Source organism: Microcoleus pseudofavosus SVA1_A4, assembly GCF_036700565.1.
Taxonomy (GTDB): Bacteria; Cyanobacteriota; Cyanobacteriia; order Cyanobacteriales; family Microcoleaceae; genus Microcoleus.
In genome coordinates, this window is the sequence record NZ_JAUBPE010000006.1 from 127,169 (window position 1) to 149,409 (window position 22,241).

The 22,241-nt window shown below is 45.3% G+C and carries 15 protein-coding genes and 1 pseudogene; 9 read left to right on the forward strand and 7 right to left on the reverse strand.

The features are described from left to right. Positions 1-1,006: 1,006 nt before the first annotated feature. Positions 1,007-3,484: a phosphoketolase family protein gene (locus tag QUA02_RS04655; RefSeq protein WP_333025665.1), complete on the forward strand. Its 2,478-nt coding sequence runs from the start codon at positions 1,007-1,009 to the stop codon at positions 3,482-3,484. Positions 3,485-3,592: 108 nt separating this feature from the next. Here QUA02_RS04655 and QUA02_RS04660 read toward each other — a convergent pair whose 3' ends face one another. Both QUA02_RS04660 and QUA02_RS04665 read right to left on the reverse strand, forming a co-directional pair. After that, positions 3,593-3,916 carry a hypothetical protein gene (locus QUA02_RS04660; protein WP_333025666.1) on the reverse strand — a complete coding sequence of 108 codons (324 nt, stop codon included), beginning with the start codon at positions 3,914-3,916 and terminating at the stop codon, positions 3,593-3,595. Further along, positions 3,913-4,242: a DUF433 domain-containing protein gene (locus QUA02_RS04665; protein ID WP_333025668.1), complete on the reverse strand. Its 330-nt coding sequence runs from the start codon at positions 4,240-4,242 to the stop codon at positions 3,913-3,915. Before QUA02_RS04665 ends, QUA02_RS04660 begins: the two co-directional genes overlap by 4 nt. On the opposite strand from QUA02_RS04665, the gene QUA02_RS04670 reads away from it, so the two are divergent. The 3 genes from QUA02_RS04670 to QUA02_RS04680 are packed head-to-tail and all read left to right on the forward strand — an operon-like array spanning position 4,241 to position 6,606. Then, on the forward strand, positions 4,241-5,257 hold the full coding sequence (locus QUA02_RS04670; RefSeq protein ID WP_333025670.1) for an AAA family ATPase: 1,017 nt from the start codon (positions 4,241-4,243) through the stop codon (positions 5,255-5,257). The two genes, QUA02_RS04665 and QUA02_RS04670, sit on opposite strands and share 2 nt — an antisense overlap. Next, positions 5,250-5,939, forward strand: a complete 690-nt coding sequence (locus tag QUA02_RS04675; RefSeq protein WP_333025672.1) for a DUF3226 domain-containing protein — start codon at positions 5,250-5,252, stop codon at positions 5,937-5,939. Before QUA02_RS04670 ends, QUA02_RS04675 begins: the two co-directional genes overlap by 8 nt. 28 nt (positions 5,940-5,967) lie before the next feature. After that, positions 5,968-6,606, forward strand: coding sequence for a histidine phosphatase family protein (locus tag QUA02_RS04680; RefSeq protein ID WP_333025673.1), 639 nt, complete (start codon positions 5,968-5,970; stop codon positions 6,604-6,606). Positions 6,607-6,651: 45 nt separating this feature from the next. On the opposite strand, the gene psaK is transcribed toward QUA02_RS04680, so the two are convergent. Continuing rightward, the gene (psaK, locus tag QUA02_RS04685) at positions 6,652-6,912 is read right to left on the reverse strand and encodes a photosystem I reaction center subunit PsaK (protein ID WP_333025675.1); all 261 of its coding nucleotides are present in this window, start codon (positions 6,910-6,912) and stop codon (positions 6,652-6,654) included. Between the two features lie 318 nt (positions 6,913-7,230). On the opposite strand from psaK, the gene QUA02_RS04690 reads away from it, so the two are divergent. Beyond that, a complete protein-coding gene (locus QUA02_RS04690; RefSeq protein WP_333025676.1) occupies positions 7,231-8,451 on the forward strand; it encodes an acetate kinase in 1,221 nt (406 codons plus the stop codon). Between the two features lie 106 nt (positions 8,452-8,557). Here the strand turns inward: QUA02_RS04690 and QUA02_RS04695 are convergent. Together QUA02_RS04695 and QUA02_RS04700 are read right to left on the reverse strand one after the other, a co-directional pair. Further along, positions 8,558-8,965: pseudogene (locus QUA02_RS04695) on the reverse strand (adenylate/guanylate cyclase domain-containing protein); the annotation flags it as partial. Between the two features lie 11 nt (positions 8,966-8,976). Beyond that, the gene (locus QUA02_RS04700) at positions 8,977-13,974 is read right to left on the reverse strand and encodes a CHAT domain-containing protein (protein ID WP_333119197.1); all 4,998 of its coding nucleotides are present in this window, start codon (positions 13,972-13,974) and stop codon (positions 8,977-8,979) included. Positions 13,975-14,055: 81 nt separating this feature from the next. On the opposite strand from QUA02_RS04700, the gene rnhA reads away from it, so the two are divergent. After that, the gene (gene rnhA / locus QUA02_RS04705) at positions 14,056-14,979 is read left to right on the forward strand and encodes a ribonuclease HI (RefSeq protein ID WP_333025682.1); all 924 of its coding nucleotides are present in this window, start codon (positions 14,056-14,058) and stop codon (positions 14,977-14,979) included. Positions 14,980-15,271: 292 nt separating this feature from the next. Here the strand turns inward: rnhA and QUA02_RS04710 are convergent, their stop codons facing one another. Continuing rightward, complete coding sequence (locus QUA02_RS04710; protein ID WP_333025683.1) at positions 15,272-15,817, reverse strand: protein-tyrosine phosphatase family protein; 546 nt, start codon at positions 15,815-15,817, stop codon at positions 15,272-15,274. Positions 15,818-15,874: 57 nt separating this feature from the next. Between QUA02_RS04710 and QUA02_RS04715 the strand changes: the two genes are divergently transcribed. After that, positions 15,875-16,513 carry a pentapeptide repeat-containing protein gene (locus QUA02_RS04715; RefSeq protein WP_333025684.1) on the forward strand — a complete coding sequence of 213 codons (639 nt, stop codon included), beginning with the start codon at positions 15,875-15,877 and terminating at the stop codon, positions 16,511-16,513. 97 nt (positions 16,514-16,610) lie between these two features. Here QUA02_RS04715 and QUA02_RS04720 read toward each other — a convergent pair whose 3' ends face one another. After that, the gene (locus QUA02_RS04720; protein WP_333025685.1) at positions 16,611-17,675 is read right to left on the reverse strand and encodes a TIGR03032 family protein; all 1,065 of its coding nucleotides are present in this window, start codon (positions 17,673-17,675) and stop codon (positions 16,611-16,613) included. Between the two features lie 259 nt (positions 17,676-17,934). On the opposite strand from QUA02_RS04720, the gene QUA02_RS04725 reads away from it, so the two are divergent. Next, the gene (locus QUA02_RS04725) at positions 17,935-20,253 is read left to right on the forward strand and encodes a TIGR03032 family protein (protein WP_333025687.1); all 2,319 of its coding nucleotides are present in this window, start codon (positions 17,935-17,937) and stop codon (positions 20,251-20,253) included. 116 nt (positions 20,254-20,369) lie between these two features. Then, positions 20,370-22,169, forward strand: a complete 1,800-nt coding sequence (locus tag QUA02_RS04730) for a beta strand repeat-containing protein (protein ID WP_333025689.1) — start codon at positions 20,370-20,372, stop codon at positions 22,167-22,169. Positions 22,170-22,241: the final 72 nt, after the last annotated feature.

The following is a 22,241-nucleotide window of genomic DNA, read 5'->3' on the forward strand; positions in this document are numbered from 1 at the left end:
GGATGTCAAATTTTAAATTCCTGGACGACTTGTCGGGGAAAGTGTTCGCCTGCATAGAATACGCGCCATAGGTTTATTTTCAGGTGTATATAAAATTTCGTCTGCCTCGTCTTGCCCTCAAATTGCTGAATCAATTTCGTCAGGATAAGCTTCAACATAAGCCCAAACATTTACTCGCATCAGCAGCACAATCGAGCAAGCGGAAAAATTTGAATATTTTTCTCGATCAGAGCTTGACAAAGCCCAAAAGATAGTGTATTTTACCTGGCTCCCCAATCAATCCCAGATATGTATTTGCTATTATACGCAAATCCTTTCTCACTCCTCTCTTCCTCTGCGCCCTCTGCGCCCTCTGCGGTTCATAAAAAAAAGCCCTTTCACAAATGAAATAGCATTGCTATATCTTTTTAACTTCAGGCTAAATCTCTCACATTATAAAAAATGCTCACCCTTTGACCCTGAGCTTAAACCCACCTAAAAAACTTTAACCCAAAACGAGTCATACCATTTTAGATTTGAGATTAAAGAATAGGGAATGACTGAAAACATAAAGGTTTGGATATTGCCTACAGTAGAATTTTTTTTAATAATTTGTATCAGCTATCAGCAGGCACAAAGTAAAATTAACTTCACCTATAAATCCTTATGACCTCTCCCTGGAGAAGTATCTTTTGCGGGACTTGCACAGCACATCCCACGACTCGCAACATATACGGATCGGTGTGCAGTGCACACCATACAAAAACTCTAGTGTAAATCCTATTTTCTATTGCTGAATTCCTTGAGCCCCGCAATTTGGATACTTTCTTCCCTCAGAATTGTGCGATGTTGAGCCAGAAATTAACATTGATTTAAACTTTAATGTAGACATAAACGAGGTAGAATTCAATAGTTTCCGTGGAAGACATGGAGGTTAAATACAAAAAGTCTCAGATAACAAATTAATATCGATCGCACTTCTCGATCGCACTTTACAAAACAACCAAAACTCAGGAGTCAATCGCTGATGATGCTAGGAACGACCGAAATCCCCCAATTAAAACCGCTTTCAGACTCAGAACTCAGCAAAATCAACGCTTACTGGCGATCGGCAAACTACCTTTCCGTCGGACAAATCTATCTCCTCGACAATCCGCTACTCAAAGAACCACTCAAACTCGAACACGTCAAACCCAGACTCCTCGGACATTGGGGCACTACTCCAGGGCTAAACTTCATCTACGTTCACCTCAACCGCATCATCAAAGCCCAAGACATCAACACCATCTACATCGCAGGCCCTGGACACGGCGGGCCGGGCTTGGTCGCCAACACCTATCTCGAAGGGACTTATACCGAATATTACTCAAACATTTCCCAAGATGAAGAGGGTATCAAACGGCTGTTTAAACAGTTCTCCTTTCCCGGCGGTATCCCCAGCCACGTCGCCCCGGAAACTCCCGGTTCGATTCACGAAGGCGGCGAACTCGGCTACGCCCTGGTCCACGCTTACGGGGCGGCTTTCGACAATCCCGATTTGATTGTGGCGGCCGTTGTCGGCGACGGGGAAGCGGAAACCGGCCCCTTGGCTGCTAGCTGGCACTCTAACAAGTTTCTCAACCCGGTTCGGGACGGGGCCGTGTTGCCGATTTTGCACTTGAATGGCTACAAAATTGCCAATCCAACGCTGTTGGCCCGCATTCCGCAAGAGGAATTGGAAAGTTTGATGGTCGGTTATGGCTACAAACCTTATTGGGTGGAAGGTTCAGACCCGGAAACTATGCACCAGTTGATGGCTGCAACTCTCGATACAGTCATTGGCGAAATTAAGGCGATTCAGGAAAAAGCCCGGACGGAGGGCTATTCGGGCCGTCCCCAGTGGCCGATGATTGTGATGAAAACTCCCAAAGGCTGGACGGGGCCGAAGGAAGTGGACGGTAAGAAAACTGAGGGTTCTTGGCGATCGCACCAAGTCCCGTTAGCTGAAATGGCTTCTAAGCCCGGACACGTCCAACTCCTGGAAGATTGGATGAAAAGCTACAAGCCGGAAGAACTCTTCGACGAAAAGGGTAAACTCATTGCAGAATTGGCGGAACTTGCACCCAAGGGCGATCGGCGCATGGGGGCAAATCCCCACGCTAACGGCGGTCTGCTGCTGCGAGACTTGAAAATGCCAAAATTTGCAGAATACGCCGTAGACGTGCAAAAACCGGGCACTGTAATGGCAGAAGCCACCAGGGTGACAGGCCGCTTCCTGCGAGACGTGATGAAACTCAATCAGGAAAACGCCAATTTCCGCATTGTCGGGCCTGACGAGACGGCCTCAAACCGCCTCGATCCGGTGTTTGAAGTGACTGGCCGGACGTGGACTGGTAGTATTTTGCCGGAGGACGACGAGCACCTGTCTCCCGAAGGCCGCGTGATGGAAGTCCTCAGCGAACATCTATGTCAGGGATGGCTGGAAGGCTATTTGCTAACAGGAAGGCACGGATTTTTCTCTTGCTACGAGGCGTTTATCCACATCATTGATTCGATGTTCAACCAACACGCTAAATGGTTGAAAACTACTCGCGATATTCCTTGGCGCAGACCGATCGCATCTCTCAACTACCTGCTAACTTCTCACGTTTGGCGGCAAGACCACAACGGTTTTTCTCACCAAGATCCGGGTTTTATCGACCACGTAATTAACAAGAAAGCGGAAGTGGTGCGGATTTATTTGCCGCCGGATGCGAACACTTTGCTGTCAGTAACGGATCACTGTCTCCGCAGCCGCCACTATGTCAACGTGATTATTGCTGGGAAGCAGCCGGCATTGCAGTATTTGGATATGGATGCTGCGATTAAACACTGTACGGCCGGCCTCGGCATTTGGGAGTGGGCTAGCAATGATAAAGGCGGCGAACCGGATGTGGTGATGGCTTGCGCGGGTGATGTTCCGACGCTGGAAACTTTGGCTGCTGTTGACATTCTCCGCCGAGATTATCCCGATTTAAAAGTGCGGGTGGTGAATGTGGTGGATTTGATGACGCTGCAACCTGCTAGCGAACATCCCCACGGTTTGTCTGACAAGGATTTTGATGCTTTGTTCACGAAAGATAAGCCGGTGATTTTTGCTTTTCACGGCTATCCTTGGCTGATTCACCGGTTGACTTACCGCCGGACGAATCACCCGAATATTCACGTTCGCGGTTACAAGGAAGAGGGCACGACTACTACGCCGTTTGATATGGTGGTGATGAACGATCTCGATCGCTTCCACTTAGTTGGAGATGTACTCGATCGCGTTCCGAAACTGAGTTCTGTCGCAGCTTACGGCAAACAAGCTATCCGTGACAAGCTGATCGAACACAGGCACTATATCAACGAACACGGCGATGATATGCCGGAAATCCGGGACTGGAAGTGGCCGCACGCGGGCCCGGTTTCGCCGGAAGCGCCGAAGGAAACGACTGATCCGGGGGCGACTGCAGAACAAACCGTGCGATCGGGTGCACCGGGCTAGCGATATTCTGGGTAGGGACACGGCAATGCCGTGTCCGGCACAGGATCGTGGATTAGGACACGGCACTGCCGTGTCCTTACGGGCTTCCATTTGTATTAGAATAAAGCTTCAGCAAGCAATCTCAATTTCGAGGTATGCGCCCGGAACAATCGTGTCGATCGCGTTCCGAATCTCGTCTTGATGTTTTTGAATGCGAGGCCAAGAAGTAGACAGCAAAACCACAATAGCAATTTGTCGGTTTGTCAGGTTTTGTTGATAACGCAAGTTGCGATCGGTCGTCACCAGAAGATTATACCCATCGCGTTCGGCAGTGTCGAGCAGATCGCCATTTGCTAATGTTGACCATCCACGTTCATAAGCAGTATCTACTGTATGACTCAGCAACGAGGCACGCAACGGTACTGGCGTACCTTGATCGAACAATATCTTCATGCCACCATCTGCGTTAAGGAGGCTAGGGCGCGATCGAGTAGCACCTCAACTTGGGCGCGAGTTACTCCTGGAAACCATTCGAGAAACTGGTCAATAGATGCTCCATCTTTAAGGTTCTCGAAAAAGGCGGCAACAGGTACGCGCGTTCCCCGAAATACCCATGCACCACTCACCTTGGTCGGATCGCGTTCAATCACTTCAAAGAGGTCTATATTCTGCATGACGTTCGTTGCTTGTTGCGGCTCAAGTAAAACAACTAAGATAGAATTAATGTTAGCATAAATCAACGGTGATTTAGGATTTGTACACTCAAAAGAGGCGGTCATGCTTAAAGAAATAGAAATTCAAAACTTTAGGTGCTTTGAGCAAATCAAAATTTCTGGGTTTGAAAGAGTAAATTTAATCGGCGGTAAAAATAATGCTGGCAAAACAGCCTTGCTAGAAGCACTTTTTCTCTATGTTGCTCCATACACTAGCAGTCTAGAAATACTAAGAGATCTGAGAAGGGAGTCATCAAAAGCCTTACAAGCTATGCCAGAAAGAGCCTGGGACAACTTATTTTATGCACCAAAAAAAGCTCAATTTATAGTGATTTTTGGAAAAGATGAAAACAATAATACCAAAAAAGTAGAAATCGAATTATCAACCTATCCAGGTAGAGGAGAGATAAATGTTAAGTCAATAATAAATGCAGAAATAATTGATCCTTCCCGTTTAAGTGTTAGTTTGACAGGTTCAAGAAGAGGAGGTTCTATTGGAAAATCTGCTCCAGGCGCAGTACCAATCATTCCCTCTTTTATCAGTATTTCAGGAAGAGAACTCACAGAAGCATACGATAATGCGCGTTTGGATGACAAAGATAGCGAAGTTTTGAAAGCTTTTCAAGTTATCGATCCTACAATCGAATCAGTAGAGAGTTTTTCAATTGGGGAACCAACGCTATACTTGAGAAGAAAGGGCGAAAAGCGTTTGCCTTTATCATTGTTTGGAGATGCCATGAACCGAGTTGCAGACATTATTCTTAAACTGGTAAACAGCGAACACAAAATCTTGCTAATCGATGAGATAGAAAATGGCATACACCATACAAGTCAGCGGGAGTTTTGGAGAGTGTTATTTCGGTTAGCGGTTGAACTGGATACGCAGATTTTTGCTACAACGCACAGTTTAGAGATGCTTCAAGCATTTGCTGATGTGGGTTTAGAACCAAATCAGGAATGCAGCAGCGCATATTTTGAACTAGCAAGGAAACTCAAAACAAATCAAATAATCGGAATTCGGCGCGATTTGGAAACTTTGAATTATGCCCTTGAGCATCAAGAAGGAGTGAGAGGTGAGTAATATTGTCATAGTAGAAAGTAAAAATGATAGAATTTTCATGCAGGCAATGGTTGAGAAACTAAACTGCGATCTCCAGGTAGCATCACCTATTTATATAGATGATTATAAAAGTTTGGCAGGCTTGAGCGAAACAGAGTTAATCAAAGCTTTAAAAGCTTTAGAAGCAAACATTGACAAAAAAGGTATCGAAAAGATTGGAATTATTATCGATATTGATAATTGTTCAGACCAAGAACGGCTGAAATTCGTAGATAGATGTATAGAACCAGTGTTTAAAGCTGAAAGCTTGTCAAGCACTAAACAATTTATCGATATTTGTACAGATTATGGAACAAATGCAAAATTGGCTTGTTACTTTACAAATGTTGGAGGTAAAGGCGAACTGGAAACGCTTTTAAAGGCAATAAAGGCTAGAGAATCACCTTATGCTGATTGTTTGGATAGCTGGAGAAGTTGCATAGAAGAAAAGGAGGGAAAGAAAATCAAGCAGAAAGATTTTGATAAATTTTGGATTAGCAACTATATTAGGTATGATACTTGCTCAAAGAAGGAACAGCAACAAGCTGAAAAATATTGCAGTATGTCTGGGTTTGAGTATGTTATGGAACACAAAAAAGATATTTGGGATTGGGATAATCCTGCTCTCGATGATTTGAAAGAGTTTTTTACACTCTTTTGCTAACATAGTAAAATTCACAAACAATTAACTCATGAGCTTAAAAATCTACTTTCTACGACACGGTGAAACGACTTACAGCAAGACTGGCGGTTTCTGCGGCCATATCGACCCAGAATTAACGCCTGAAGGTTCTCAAATGGCAGAACAGTTTGCCGCCACTTACGCAAAATTGCCTTGGGATGCTGTTTATGTCAGTCCGATGAAACGGACTATTGCTACTGCAAAACCTTTGTGCGATGCTGTGGGAATTGAAATGCAGCTTCGCGACGGACTTAAGGAAATTAAGTACGGTGAGTGGGAAGGCAAAACAGTAGAAGCGGTCAAAAAAGACTACGAAGAAGATTATATTAATTGGCTGACTGAACCTGCTTGGAATGCACCGAATGGCGGCGAAACTTCCGTGGAAATTGCTAGCCGATCGTCCTTAGTTATCGCAGAAATTGAGGAAAAGTACAAGAGCGGTAATGTTTTGGTTGTCTCGCACAAGGCGACTATTAGGATTATTCTGTGCAGTTTGTTGGGGATTGATTTGGGACGTTATCGCTATCGCATTGGCGCTTTAGCAGCTTCTGTCAGTATTGTTAAGTTTGACGTGCGCGGGCCGTTGCTGGAGGTTTTGGGCGATCGATCGTACATGGATGAAAACCTCCGCAATTTACCTGGTACTTGAAATTGCGGGTAAGGTGCGCACACTGCGCACCCGGAGCGTGTGAAACTAAATCGCACCGATGTAAGACAATCCTAAAATAGTACCCGTTCCCAAAATATGACCGAAGCAGAGACTTCCCACAACTGCACCCAAACTCAAGCCGCCCAACAAATTCGATGAGGGCGCGGCTGGGCCTGTGTGAGGATTTTGGATGGTTGATTTGCCGATCGCAATAGCTAAAATATTGCAAAGAATCATAATCAAACCGAACGTGGGGTTCCACTCTACGGTTCTGGCGACAGTGGCAAGTAAAATTGGTGTAAACATCGATCTGCTCCTTAAAATTTACTAAATGAAAATCTGAACAGAAGATATATCAAAAAAATGCAACTGTTAGCTACACATTGCATTAACAGTTAACATTTCGACATTTTTCTTAATTTTAGGTGCGCTCCAAGGACACGGCATTGTTAAATGGCAAGGACACGGCAATCAGGACACGGCAATCAGGACACGGCAATTCCGTGTCCCTACGATTGATGTTTGTAGGGACACGGCAATGCCGTGTCCGGCCCGGTTCGGTGCGATTTTTAATAATAAAAAGGTACACACCTTACCAATTACCAATTACCAATTACCAATCCCATGAAAATACTGGTGTTAAATGCGGGTTCTAGCAGTCAAAAGAGCTGTGTTTACGAGTTAAATGATGTGCCGCCCGATCGACCTTTGCAACCCCTCTGGGAAGCTAAAATTGATTGGACTCACCAACAGGGTGCACCAGAGTTGAAAGTCACAACAGCAAAAGGTACTCAATTTCAGGAGGAGTTTGCATCGGAATCTCGCACAGATGCTATTTCTCGAATGCTGGAGACTCTGTGGCAGGGAAAAACTCAAATTATTAATGATTTAAAGGAGATTGATATTGTCGGTCATCGCGTCGTACACGGCGGGTCAGACTATCAAGAAAGTACGTTGATTTCGCCGGATGTTAAAAAGGCGATCGATCGTTTATCTGTTTTCGCCCCCGTACACAATCCCGCCAACCTCGAAGGCATCGAAGCGATTGAAAAAATCCTCCCAAATGTGCCGCAAGTAGCAGTATTTGATACCGCTTTTCACGCACAATTGCCGCCAGCAGCCTTTGTTTATCCCGGCCCCTACGAATGGCTGGAAAATGGGATTCGGCGCTACGGTTTTCACGGGATTAGCCATCAATATTGCGCGCGTCGGGCTGCCGAAATTCTGGGTCGAGATTTGGCAGATTTGCGGCTGATTAGCTGTCATTTAGGCAACGGATGTTCTCTGGCGGCGATTCGCGGTGGTTTCAGTATTGATACGACGATGGGATTTACGCCTGTGGAAGGTTTGATGATGGGAAGCCGATCGGGTTCGATCGATCCGGGGATTATCATTCATTTGTTAAAAGAATCCGATTTAACTTCAGAGAAACTGGATAATATTCTCAATCGTAATTCTGGTTTAAAAGGCATTTCTGGGGTATCTAGCGATATGCGACAGATTGGAGAGGCGATCGCCCAAGGTAATGAGAGAGCTCAACTTGCATTGGATATTTACATCCACCGTTTGCGCGCCGGAATTGGGGCGATGCTGGCGAGTTTGGGAGGGTTGGATGCTTTGATTTTTACGGCGGGAGTTGGGGAAAATTCCGCTGTTGTGCGATCGGCGGCTTGCGAAGCTTTTGGATTTATGGGTTTAAAATTGGATGGGGAGAAGAATCAACAGTCGCCGGTTGATGAAGATATTGCGGCGGCTGATTCAGCGGTGAGAGTTTTGGTAATTCACACGCAGGAAGATTGGGAAATCGCGCGGGAATGCTGGAAAAGCGCGATCGGTTGCGGTTAAGCGCTCGCTCTTTTAGGCTACTTGAAAACGAGCGATCGCTTTGCGGGTGGGTAATAAATACAAAAGGGCGATCGAGACTTGGAGCTCAACATCGAGAGTGAGGATTTCAGTCTTCAGTTGACACTAATCCAGACTGACAGCGTTCCCAATAAATTTTAGCAACGCGATCGCCCTGATTCTGACGCCAACAATCTGCAAACAGCCCTGCCGCTTCAGCTAACTTCCCTTCTGAGTAAATTTCCAAAGCTTCGGCAAACAATTGCAGCGTAGCTAACTTGCCCGTTTTGATTTCTGGCGGATCGCAATCAAACACCTCATAAACCGTCACAGCTTCAGATTTTCCCTTGAGTTTTACCGTATCGAGAGTGCGGATTGCGTACTGGGATGGATTTTCTAAACGCAAGTAAGTTTCCTGCGTAATTAACAGCGACACCCCATAATTTTTTGTCAATCCCTCCACGCAAGAAGCTAAATTAACTGCATCGCTGATTACCGTGCCCTCCATGCGATTTTGTCAATATGTCTTCACCAAGGACTACCAATCATCACAAAAGCCGACCAATAATAAGGATGCGACAACTTTAAATCGGCAAACCCTTGCAGCGAAGTCGGCAACTCCACCCCCTCACCCCGACTCAAACCCCGCAATCTGCCACCCTCCAAACGCACATCTCCCCGCAACATCGCAATTTGCGCTTGTCGCAGCGCCGCCCCCTTAGTTCGCGCCGTCTTCAACTGCTGGTAAAACTCGCTCATCAATCCCAAAGTACCTTCATCACTCACGTACCACAAACTCCCCAAAGCCGTTTGCACCCCCGCTTGCAGCGCCAATCCCCCAAAACCCAACTCCGCCTGTGCATCTCCCACCGCAGTCCGACAAGCACTTAAAACTAATAAATTTACCTGCGGATCGTTCAATCTCAAATCCCGCAATTGATCGAGTCGCAATCGACTATCCCACAACTGAATAAAAGAATTATTCGGCGCCCCCGGTCGAAATTCGCCATGAGTAGCTAAGTGAATAATTCCAAAAGGCCGGCTTTCATGCTCTCGCTTCAAATTATCCAAAGTGAAACCCTCATTCAGAAAACTAACTCCCGGCCACTCTCTGGAAATAGCCGCTATTTCAGCAGGAACAGCAGGCAAAGGATTCAACTCGGAAAATTGCGACGCACCCATTGCTAAAACTTGAGAATTTCTGATATCGACGTAGCGACTATCTGTTAAATTAATGCTGGGCATCAGGCTGAGATTGTACTTTTCCACCAAAAATTGCTGTCCGTCGTGCAAAGCAGCAAAGGGCATACCTCTCAAACCCCGATCGACAACAAAGGAAATAGTATCCGTTTCGCACTTTGTTAAACTGTCCTCTAAAGGCGCAATCATCCACTTATAAAGCTGTTGGGCAGATGGTAGATAACTCGTGGTACCCCGCACCCCCGGTTTAGTAATCTCACCCCTGAACTCATTTACAACTTTCAGCAGTGCTTCCCGGCTCGCGGCCGGCACGCTTTTATGAACCACTTCACCGCAAGAAGTTATTAGCATTAAATCTAATTTTTCCGGTTGCGAGAACAGATAAATTAAGCTGGGTTTCGTGCCAGTTTCTTTCCCCACAGATGCTAACTTTATTTTGATTTCCTCTGGAGATATCTGTTCGTCTCTGAGTTTTAGGTTGAAATATTCCCCGAATTCTTGGCTGAAAGATTTGTCCAGCAGAGACAAAGCTGCCGATATTTGGCCGACATCTAAGTTCCTACCGATGTCGCTGCGAAATGCTGACTGCGCAACTGAATCTCTGACATTTGAGTTAATGAAATTTTTCGGTTCTCTGGGAGGTTGCATTCTTTGGGGCGGCATCCTTTCTCCGGGTTTGCCTATGTCTAGCGATAGTCTGTTTGGGTTCGGCTGGTATTTGGGGTTAAAGGGTTGGTTGGGGTCGGAAAAAACCTGCCCTCTATCTAATAATGGAAATCTACCGCTGGGCGATGTTAGCGGATTAAATGGATTATTTGGATTAAGTGGATTATTTGGATTAAATGGATTATTTGGATTAAATGGATTATTTGGATTAAGTGAATTATTTGGATTGAATGGATTATTTGGATTAAGTGAATTACCTGGATTAAGTGGATTAATTGGAGTGCTGGGATTAAGTGGATTCAGTGGATTATTTGGATTCAGTGGATTAATTGGAGTGCTGGGATTAAGTGGATTCAGTGGATTCAGTGGATTATTTGGATTAAGTGGATTAATTGGAGTGCTGGGATTAAGTGGATTCAGTGGATTCAGTGGATTATTTGGATTAAGTGGATTCAGTGGATTAATTGGATTAGTTGGATTAGTTGGATTATTTGGATTAGTTGGATTATTTGGATTAGTTGGTTGATTGGTAGTGACGATCGCACTATTGCCCTGAGTGTAAGAATTTATGAAAGATTGCCCCTGAGTAATAGTACCCGAAGCATTACTGGCGATCGCCCCAGCAGTCCCGTTAGCCGTCGCATCTCCCACCGCAAAAGCCGTCGGCGGATTGACATCGCCGCCGCCGTGGGCGATCGTAACTGTACCGGGTTGAGTGCCGCCAAGAGTCGAGATGCTAACAGGAGTGCCGTTTTGGTCAAAAGTATCCGTCACTTGAACTAAACCCGGAGTTGCGATCTCAACCCTACCGCCCGGAGCAATCACCGATGCAATGCTAATATCATTTTGAGCGTTAACATTTACTGTAGAAGTGCGACCTCTTCCAAAAAGATTAACATTTATTTCCCCAGTTCTGATTTGCCCTCCCGCTAAAATTCCCACAACTTCCACAGCATTAATATTGCCAGTGCTGACATTTCCCCTGCTGCTAGTCAAATCAACTCCAACTCCCCGCAAATTACCCGCAGTCACGTTTTGCGCTGCTCTAAAATTGATATTTCCTACTGTCTCAATGTCAGCAACGATAACATTCCCCGCACTGCTGTTAACATCAACCGAACCTCCACCCAAATTTCCGGCATTGACATCGCCAGATGCTGTCAAACTGACATTTGTAGCGGTAGCATTTGTAGTTTGAATACTTCCCGAATTACTATTGACAGAAACTCCCAATCCCTGCAAATTTCCTGAATTTACATTGCCAGAAGCTGTCAAATTCACATTTCCTGTTGACGAAGTATTGCCGATCGCAATATTTCCCCCATCGCTACTGACTGCAACTGCTCCCCCTTGCAAACTCCCTGTAGTTAAATCGCTGGATGCTCTCAAAGCAATAGTGCCAGTGCCAGCGTTAATCGATGCAACATTAATATTAGTTTGGCCATCCAGATTTACTGTGGGAATCCGATTAACTGGATTTGTGGCGACAGGATTAACAGTTATTATCCCTGTGTTGATTAGCTGTCGGGCTAAAATTCTGACATCTCCGGTAGTAGCGATCGCACCCGTATTAACACTCCCATTGCTGCTAGCACTGACAGTCGCAGCGGTGAGATTGCCTACCGTTAAGTCCCTAGAAGCTGTCAAACTGATATTTTCAGTTGCTGCAATATTGACTGGGGCAGTATTGGGGACTATAAAATTCGGATCGCTCAAAACTCCCAATTCCCCGGAGTCACTGACAATATCAACTTTAGATCCCTGCAAATTCCCAAAATTCACATTGCCAAAAGCTCTGAGTTCGATCGCCCCAGAATTCCCAGTATCGATCGGCCCCGTTACGATATTACCCCCACTGCTGTTCAGACTAACATTGCCGTTTACATCTCCAAGAATAATTGGATTTGTCAATATAATATTGTCACGAGCCTGAATATTAATTGTCGAACTCGACGTTAATCCGCCCCCAACTATCACTCCAGCTTCCCTGCTTTCGAGACTAATTTGACCGCCGTTAATATCTCTAGTTGCCACCTCACCCGCTGCCGACAAAATCACAGGCCCGCCTGCGGAAATATTTTCAACAGAAATCACATTTCTGGTAAAAAGCGGCGTTGAAGAGAAAGCTGCATTCGATCCAAAACTATCAGTAGAAATATTAAGCGGATTGGTCAGATTTGCCACTCCAGCCCGCAGAATTAAAGCCGGAGTTCTGGTTAAAATAGCAATATCTGGATCGTCGGGATTCACATTTTCAGTAGGCAATGCCAGATCGGGGCCGGTAATTGTAATATCCCCGCCAACAATACTCCCCTTCGCCTCCACTTTCAGCGAAACACCGGTATAATTTCCCAACAAAACATCTCCTTCCGAACTGATAATCGGGTCAAATAAACTGACAAAATTACCCGGCATTCCCGACAGATTCCGCACCGAAAAATTGCCACCAGAAATAAAGTGAGAATCCCCCGAAATAACACCGTTGCTAACTAAACTCAAATTCCCGCCGCTTTGGAATTGCGGGGGAAGAGACAAGCCGCCGATCGCATTTTGAGTGAGAATGTCGATCGTGCGATCGCCCCGAATGTCTAAATTTCCCCCAGAGAGCGCCAAAAACGGATTCTGGGCGCTGTCCCTGACCCGCACCGCATCCCGGGCCTGCAAGTTTAAATCCCCCGCAGTTTGCAGCCTCGTGCCCGCTAACGTGAGATTTCCCGCAGCCCATAAATTCGCACTTCCCGCATTCAATTGCGGAAACTGAGACACATTAGCAGCAATCGCCACATCCCCAGAATTCACCTGCAAACCAGAACCCACAAGCCGGACAGAACCGTCCCCAGCAACCTCAACACCCGCCGCCTGATTTGGCCCCGTACCTGTCAGCAACTGCGGCAAAGAAACAGGATTTAAAGTCTGTTGAGAATTCCCCAAATTCCCGCCCGTTGCTACTTCCAAACTCAACAAATGCCCCGGTTGACTGATGCGGAGAACATTATCTCCCTCAACAGCAGCAACAGTAATTTGCCCGCCAGGGGCTGACAACTGCCCCGTACTAACAACCGTACCGGCCAGCAAAGCCAAATTTTGCCCCGGAGTCACAGCCAAATTACCAGCATTAACAATACTTCCCGGCCCGGCCGCACCAAAATAAAAAGCATTTGGCGTACCAACCAATGCGCTAAAATTATTTGTACCCGCAGCATTAAACCAATTAGAACCAAAACCGACACCAGTAGCAGTAGTTGCAGTGAAAGCCGCCGGCACGTTCAAACTCGCGTTCGGGCCAAACACAATCCCCGCAGGATTAATTAGAAACAGATTAGAATTGCCGCCCGTCACAGTAATTAAACCGTTAATTAGCGAAGCGTCCCCGCCAGCAATTCGAGCTAATATATTTTGAATAGCCGAATTAGTCAGAAAATTAGCAATTTGACCTTCATTCAAGCCGAACTGGCTAAAACTGTGAAAAAGATTCGCCCCGTCTCCCGACAAACTGCCGCCGTTGATATCGTAGCGGTTGCCGGTGCGGGTGACAGCAGTGCCAGTACCGTCAGCAGCAGGCACTATTGGCTGTGCTTGCGCGAAACTATTAAAAATTAACAAAGAAAACGGACAAATAAATAGCGCGACCTTTTTAATCTTTAAGTTGGCATTTTTCATAGCAGCAAGTAAAACTATCTCAATTGCCTTAATTATCGCACTTGCAAACAACTTACCTCTAAATGACAAATTAATTTACTCATGACAATTCCCCAAATCAAAAGCTTGTACACAGACGGCGCTTGTTCCGGCAACCCGGGCCCCGGCGGCTGGGGTGCAGTAGTTTGCTTCGCCGACGGCCACTGTCACGAACTCGGGGGTGCAGACCCCCAAACCACCAACAACCGCATGGAAATGCAGGCTGCGGTCGCTGCCCTCGAATTTTTTGCCCATTCCGGTCAAACCGAGCCAGTCACCCTTTACACCGACAGCGAATACGTTAAAAACGGCATCACCAAATGGATTCAAGGCTGGAAAAATAAAGGCTGGAAAACCTCGGCGGGCAAAGATGTCGTCAACCAAGACCTCTGGCACCTGCTAGACAAGCTGAATTCCCGGCAAGTCAAGTGGGAACACGTCCGCGGCCACTCCGGCGACTTCTACAACGACAGGTGCGATGAAATCGCCCGCAAATTCTCTCACAATCTCACCCCCGAACTGCAACAGCAGGAACCAACAGCAAACGGGACTCAGGCGGGCACTTTTGCCGGCGCGGGCGCGGGGACACCGCCCCTTGGTTCGGAAAACACAATTGTTTTGGAAGAAACGGACGCAACGGGTAACAAAACGATAGAATCCTATGTCATAACTTCTGACCTTCTCATCTCCAATGCTGCCATGATGGATTCAACTGCCGATACCCTGGAGAACTTGCCCCGCGAGGTGAGGGTTCAGGAACTCCGAAACCTCATCGAAACCTTGCACATAGCCGACGAGGTTGCGACCAAAGGCTACTTGATTACCAGTTCTGAACTGGCTGATTTGATGGATGTAAATGCTAGCGCTGTCACCAGTCGCGGAGACAACTGGGTTTGGCGAAATTGGGTTGTTTCTCGCGTGCGGCGCGAAGGCAACCAAATTCTCTGGCAATTAGAGAGAATCGACCACGTTAGTACAACTGATTAGTTGTTAGTCATTAGTCATTTGAGTGCGAGCGTCTCGCTCGCGAGCGAGACGCTCGCACTCCCATGATAAATATAAACGAATCGCACCTCGGACTTTATATAATAATACCAATTCTCGCCTGGTCATGCAAAAATCATGAGTGTTGGGCGGAGTGCAACGGAGGGTTGTTTCCTGAAAGACTGTTTGTAGGTGCACTCGCTGCTCGAAAAGTCGCTCTTTTTTGGGATTAGTGAATAGCGACGCACCCTACAGCTAATGTTGCATGACTTTTTAGAATTGGTACAACTATCTGCTATATCTCATTTCTCCTAGCAAGGCGACAATCATCTAAAAGAGCATTAAGTTCTTGGGCGACTAGCCAGGGGTTTCGACCTTTCAAACAAGCTACAATCGCTGCTTCATAGGGATTTCTGCCAGTTTTTTTTACTGCTGCGATCGCCTGTTTGTTAGAGAATCCCCGCCCGCTGACCAACCAAGCAGCCAAAACCTGTCCTGTACGTCCGATCCCCCCAGAACAGTGAACTACCACCCGTTCGCCTTTGCTATTTGCAGATGCCAAGAACGGCAATATGCGATCGATTAAAATATCGCGATCGACCAATTCAAAGTCTGCAATCGGCGCCGGGCAAACTCGATCGCACCCAAATATTTTCCGATATGTTCCCAGTAAATCAGTGTAGCGGATGAGTTGCGTCTGATCGAGCAAGCAGCAAACTTGCTTGATATTATGCCCCTGCATAAATTCAATCCACCGAGCAATTTCTGCATCGCGGTATCCTGGTCTGGCTGCACCAAACACAATTAATTCCTTCTCTGAAGCCGCAGCGAATTTGTGCATACTGTTTTCAATATTTTTACCTATAATTAAGAAAGACGCACAAACCCTGAATCAACAGTGAAAAACAAGAGCTCGATCGCCTTAATGAACTGGCTGCAACCCAAACCAGAAACCGTTTTGCTATGCGACTCAATTGCAGCAGCTTCTGACATGGCCTTTATGCTCAACGGTGAGTGGGATGGGTGCAATAGTTTGGTGCTCCCTAAATCCGACAAGGTAGCAATTGAAGCAGCCGCTAGTTTGCTGGAGACATCGTGGTGCTACCAAAATACTTGCGAACCGGTTTTAATTCGGCTTGCAGTTGACGAATTGCTGCGCCGTTATGCGGTGGGAGACAGGTTTTTTATTAATGCTAACTTGCGATGCGCGCAATTGAACGAACTTTGCTTGGAAAATATCGATCTGAGTTATGCTAAATTAAATTTGGCTAACCTCAGCGGCACTAATTTAAGCAAAGCAAACTTAATGTCCGCACAGATGCCAGCAGCAAATTTGAGTGGCAGCACTTTGAGTAAATCGCAACTTGTGAGGGCGAATTTATCAGGAGCAAATTTATCTGAGGCTAATCTGAAAGGTGCCGATCTGAGTTATGCAGATTTAAGCAATACTTGCTTAACAGGTGCTGATTTAAGAGGTGCAAATTTAGCGAGAACAGACTTAAGAAAAACAAGCTTAGATGGGGCGATTTTTGAGTAATACCAAATCCCGCTTAAATACTTTCTCTCACACCCTCTGCGTACATCCTGTCAACATTTATCTGCGTTAATCCGCGTACATCCGCCACCATCTGCGGTTAAAGTTCCAAAGTAATTAACTGAGCAATTTCTTCAGTCTGAAAACCTACAGCCATAGGCTTTTGTACTGTCGGAATCACTTGCACATCATAAAGTTCCGTAACAATTCCTTCAAACCGCAACCAGTGAACGATCGCCCCTGTAGTCAAATCGATCGCCATCATACCACAGCGAGCCTCAGCATCCTTGGCCAGCAACAACTCATCCAATTCTAAACCGCTAAAAGTGTTGTCACCTCCCCGAGGTTTCGAGAGTCCAACAATTGCCCAATTTTGCCAAAATGTTAGTCCTCGCACATATCCCGGACAAAACGTAATGGCCTCAAATTTCCCTGTGTCTAAATCCACATAACCCAATTCCCCTCTCCCTGAATTCAGCAACCACAACTTGTCTTGATACCAGCGGGGTGAGTGCGGCATTGACAATCCTGTGACGATAATATCGTTAGATTCAATATCAATAACTATACCGCCGTTTTTTCTGCGATCGCGCCAGCCATCCACCACATCCGACTGACTCGACGCCGTGACATATTTCGCCTCCCCTTCTACCATTGCCAAACCGTTGAGGTGACAGCGGTCTTCATTTATATATTGTGAGATAAAACCTGGTTTCCAGAGAGGTTTGCAACTGTGGCGATCGCTCAATGTAGCGATACAATTAAACAAAGTGCTAATAAAAATGATTTGATTATTTTTATCGACAGCGATATCGTGAATGTCGATATCTCCTGTAGTATAGCCGATTCTTGGTATATATAATTTATCGTATTCTTGGTATAATTTGCCGGATTCTAAGACATTATCTAATTGCCAGAGTTGATATTTTGAACTTAAATAAAGGCGTTCCGGCGTGCAGTAAAGCCCCATTGCGCGATCGAATATTCGCCAAAAAGCCGAGATTCTGTTGGTTTCTGGTGCAGCACCGATTAACATTAACCTGCTTGTTTGATAGGTAGTGCAAGCGAGGCTGATTTGTTGTTGGGTTAACCAAGATGGAAAATCGCGATCGCCAAAAATCTCGTGTTCTTGTACTTTATTAAAAGTGGCTTTTTCGTTATTCATAAAATCTGGAAGCAGATATTTATATATCTCAAATATAACGCGATCGTATCAAATACATAACTGCTAGGCTGCTTTTTATAAAGATTTGTAAATGATCCAACTCAAGCACTGACATAATGGAACTTTGCTAATTCTTAGTAGTCAAGAATCTAGCGTGTCATCTGCCACAAACTAGAAATACCGCTGACAGAAATCAACCTCGGTATTTATTAGCTCTAAATTGAAACTTAAATCGAGCGCAATATCTATATTTTGCCACATGAATACCCAAAATATTTCTTTAACCAGCGTTCATACAACTAATTTCCCCAACATTTTAACTCAACTTGGTATTTCTCTAGTTATTTCGACCTACCAAGCAGGCAAGTTGATCGTTCTGCGTGCAGACAATAATACCATAAATACTCATTTCCGATCGTTCGATCGCCCAATGGGTTTAGCAGTAGATCGCGAAAAATTAGCCATTGGTACAGCTTACCAAATTATAGAACTTCGCAACGTCCCAGCGGTAGCGCCCAAGCTAGAACCCCTTGGTAAACATGATGCTTGTTATCTCCCTCGTCGCACTCATATTACCGGGGATATTGACATTCACGAAATGGCATATACCAATGATGAACTTTGGTTTATTAATACTCGTTTTTCCTGTTTATGTACCCTAGATAAAATTCATAGTTTTGTACCGAGATGGCGACCTAATTTTATTAGTGCTTACGATCTCAGCGATCGCTGTCATCTTAACGGTTTAAGCATCCGCAACAATCGACCACAATATATTACAGCATTAGGAGAAACAAATGAAGCCGCAGGTTGGCGAAAAAACAAGGCTAATGGGGGGATTCTCATTGATATTCCCAGTAATGAAATCATCTGTCGCGGTTTATCTATGCCTCATTCTCCCCGCTGGTATCGGGAGGAACTTTGGGTATTAGAATCAGGAAATGGTAGTTTAGCAAAAGTTGATTTAAGTTCGGGAAAATTAACGACAGTTGCTCAAGTTCCCGGTTTCACTCGCGGCTTAGCTTTCTGGGAAAACTTAGCCTTTATTGGACTTTCACAAATTAGAGAAACCGCCGTTTTTAGTGGATTACCAATTACCAAAAGTCTCACAGAAAGGAATTGTGGCGTGTGGGTAGTTAACATTCAAACTGGTGAAATCCTTGCTTTCTTAAGATTTGAAGGTGGCGTACAAGAAATATTTGCTATTGGTATTATTCCCGGTTTTCTATTTCCCGAAGTCATTAACTGGGATGAGCAACTTTTAGGTACAACTTATATTTTACCCGATGAAGCACTTCAAGAAGTAGAACTAACTGAGAAGATTCTACAACCAGAAGATGCCGAATATTTACTTAATTTGGGCAATGATGCTTACAATCAAGGCAACCTGGAAGCTGCAATGCAGCAATACCAGAAATGCCTAGAACTTAAGCCAGATTATTTGATGGCACGGTATAACTTAGGAGTAGTTTATTTAGAACAAGAACAATGGGAAGAGGGGATTATAGAATTAGAACAAGTAATTGCCACAGATCCCAATCATGCAGAAGCTTACAATAATTTGGGAATAATTTCCCAGCATCAACATAGATTAAATCAAGCCATAGAATATTATCAAAAAGCCATTGATATTCGCTACCAATTTCCTGATGCACATTTGAATTTAGGCATGGCTTTATTACAAATAGGAGAATATACCCAAGGCTTTGCCGAAAGTGAGTGGCGTTGGCAAACGAATAACTTTACACCATTTATTTGTCCTCAACCTTTGTGGGATGGTAGCGACTTAAGCGGTAAAACTATTCTGATTCATACCGAACAAGGTGCGGGAGATGCAATCCAATTCATTCGCTATATCCCTATAGTAGCTGATATGAATTGTCGCATTATTTTAGTTTGCATTCCCGATTTAATGCCATTATTTGCTACCATTCCTCATATTGATAAAATGATACCGCCGGGAGATATTGCGATATCAGAGTTTGATGTTTATGCTCCCTTAATGAGTTTGCCTCATATTCTCGGTACAACTTTAGAAACAATCCCTGTTCAAATTCCCTATTTAGAAGTAAGGGAGCAAAACTCCGTTTCCCCAATCCTGCATTCATCTCAATCTAATAATTTAAAAGTAGGAATTGTTTGGTGTGGTAGTCCTACTCATAAAAACGATCGCAATCGTTCTTGTCAATTAGATGACTTTGTGCCTATTTTGAATATTAAAAACATTGATTTTTTCAGTTTGCAAAAAATCAATAAGCCGACAGATGTAGCAAAATTGCCAGAATTTAATGTCTGCGATCTAAGTTATTATCTGAGAGATTATGGAGATACGGCAAGAGCGATCGCCCAACTAGATTTAGTGATTACTGTGGATACTTCGGTTGCTCACTTGGCCGGAGCATTAGGTAAGCCAGTTTGGACTTTACTATGCTATAGTCCTGATTGGCGATGGATGTTAGAAATAAGTGATACTCCTTGGTATCCGACGATGCGACTATTTCGGCAATCAAAACCGCGAGATTGGGTGGAAGTGTTTAATCGGGTTGCTGAAGCATTAAATGGGTTGGTAGGAGATTAAAAATAGTAGAATGTTAAGGGAGCCGTTAGTTGTTATGGTTGGCGTGAGTAAGAGTGCGGTGACATCTGCTAGTTTCATAGGGATTTAAAGCTTCAAGTAGGGACTTAGGAGAAAGCATGACTACTTATACAGTTACGAATACTAATGATTCAGGAGCCGGGAGTCTGCGAGATGCCATTACGACTGCTAACGGTACTGTGGGCGTAGCGGATATCATCGATATTACCGGAGTCAGTAGCACTATTGTCCTTGCCACTGGTCTAAGTATCACCGATTCAGTCAGTATTAACGGGCCAGGTGCGAGTAATTTAACTGTTAGTGGCAACAATGCCGTGCGCGTGTTGGATATTTCCGGTACTGTCACTGTCAATATTGACAGCCTCACTATCGCTAATGGCAGCGTAGCGAGTACCAAAGGCGGCGGTATTCGGGTGGGAACTGGCAGCACCCTAAACTTGACCAACAGCACCGTCAGCGGCAACACAGTAACAGTTCCAAGTTTTGCTATTGGTGGCGGCGGCATCTATAGCCAAGGAACAGTCGCAATCTCTAACAGTACCATCAGCGGCAATTCGGCTGATTACGGTGCTGGCATCGCCATTGGCAGCGGTGGATTGCTAACTGTCACTAACAGCACCATCAGCGGCAATTTTAATGCTAGCACTCTTGGTAGTCAAGGCGGCGGGGTTTATAACTACAAAGGCACAGTTAACATTGCCAACAGCACTATCAGCGGCAATTCGGTACGGGGCGATGGTAGCGGTCTCTACAACAGATTGGGAACCATGACGGTGACTAACAGCACCATCAGCAATAATATCATCAGCGGCAGTGGTGCTAATAGGGGCGGCGGGATCTTTAACAATAGAGGCATATTCACCCTAACCAATAGTACCGTCAGCGGGAATACCACTGGCAATCAAGGGGGCGGCATCTCCAGTAACGGCGTGGGAGCAACCTTGACCGTGACTAACAGTACCATCAGCGGCAATACTGCCAATGGTTTTGGTGGTGCTATCTCCACTGACCGCTTAGTAAATATCAGCAACAGTACCATTAGCGGCAATTCGGCAAGCAATGGCGGCGGCATTCACAACAGCGGCGGGACAATAACTCTCACCAGCAGCACTGTCAGCGGGAATTCAGCTAAATACGGTGGCGGAATTAACAATCTGACAACGGCAACTATTACCAACAGTACCATTAGCGGCAATTCTGCTACTCAATTCGGTGGCGGTATCTACAATGGCAGCAGTGTCGGTACGGCAAATATTACTAACAGCACCATCAGCAACAATACGGCAACTAATGGCGGTGGCATTGCTCAAAAAAATGCTACTGCTAAGATAACTATTGGTAATAGCATTGTTGCAGGTAATACTTCTCCCACTGGTGCTGAAGCCAACATTACGGCAGGTACATTTACCTCTAGTGGCAACAACTTAGTAGGACAAAACAACAGCGCCGGCGGTTTTACTACTATTGCCTCCGATATCCTTCTTCCGGGAGCAATTAGCACGGCAATTTCTGCCTTAGCTAATAATGGCGGATTAACCCAAACTCACGCCTTAGTTGGCGGTAGTCCCGCCATCGACGCAGGAACTAACCCTAATAGCCTCACTACAGACCAACGCGGCACAGGTTTTAACCGTGTATTTAGCACCGCCACTGACATCGGAGCCTATGAATTACAACAATTCAGTGACCTTGCCATTAGCGCAGCTAACAGTAGCCAAGCTGAAGCTAATAGCGGTACTACTAACTTTACTTTTACTGTTACTAGAACGGGTAATACTAGCATTAGCACTATAGCAAAGTACGTCGTAACTGCTAGTGGAGCCAACCCCAGTAATGCCACAGATTTCGGTGGCACTTTCCCCTCTGGCACTGTCACCTTTAATATAGGAGACACGTAAGGATTCAGGTCAAAAAAACTTCAGTGGCGGCATCTGGTAAAATAAACGAATGAAAAAGCCCGCAGCCACCAG